This is a genomic window from Aquimarina megaterium XH134 (genome assembly GCF_000520975.1).
Lineage (GTDB): Bacteria > Bacteroidota > Bacteroidia > Flavobacteriales > Flavobacteriaceae > Aquimarina > Aquimarina megaterium.
Genome location: NZ_JACB01000164.1, coordinates 1 through 357, shown reverse-complemented (window position 1 = coordinate 357; position 357 = coordinate 1). Strand labels below are relative to the sequence as shown.

The window sequence follows — 357 nt, the reverse complement described above, 5'->3', positions numbered from 1 at the left end:
TCTTCTATAAAATTATATGATAGGAGTCAGGGAGTTTACAGTCTTGATATTGATACAAAAACAGGCAATACACTTTCTAAAGAATTAATAGAAGAATTGGTGCATAGTCTTGATTATGTAAAAACCCTTCCGTTGTTAAAAGTATTGATATTAACAGGCACGGGTGAAACGTTCCTTCAAGGTGATCGGGAGGCTTATAATGAATCTATAACTCAAGGGCTTTACCAATCTATAGTGTCTTTTCCTTATCCAATAATAGCAGAGATGCAGGGAGATGCTATGGGATCAGGTTTCTTACTGGGAGCTTTATGTGATTTTATGGTTTGTAGTGAGGACTCGCGATATGGTTATACAGAT

General features: G+C 36.1%; 1 protein-coding gene. It reads left to right on the top strand.

Annotated elements, in window-relative coordinates:
* On the top strand, nucleotides 1-357 hold a 357-nt coding region (locus Z053_RS0127565; RefSeq protein WP_025668184.1), incomplete at both ends, for an enoyl-CoA hydratase-related protein.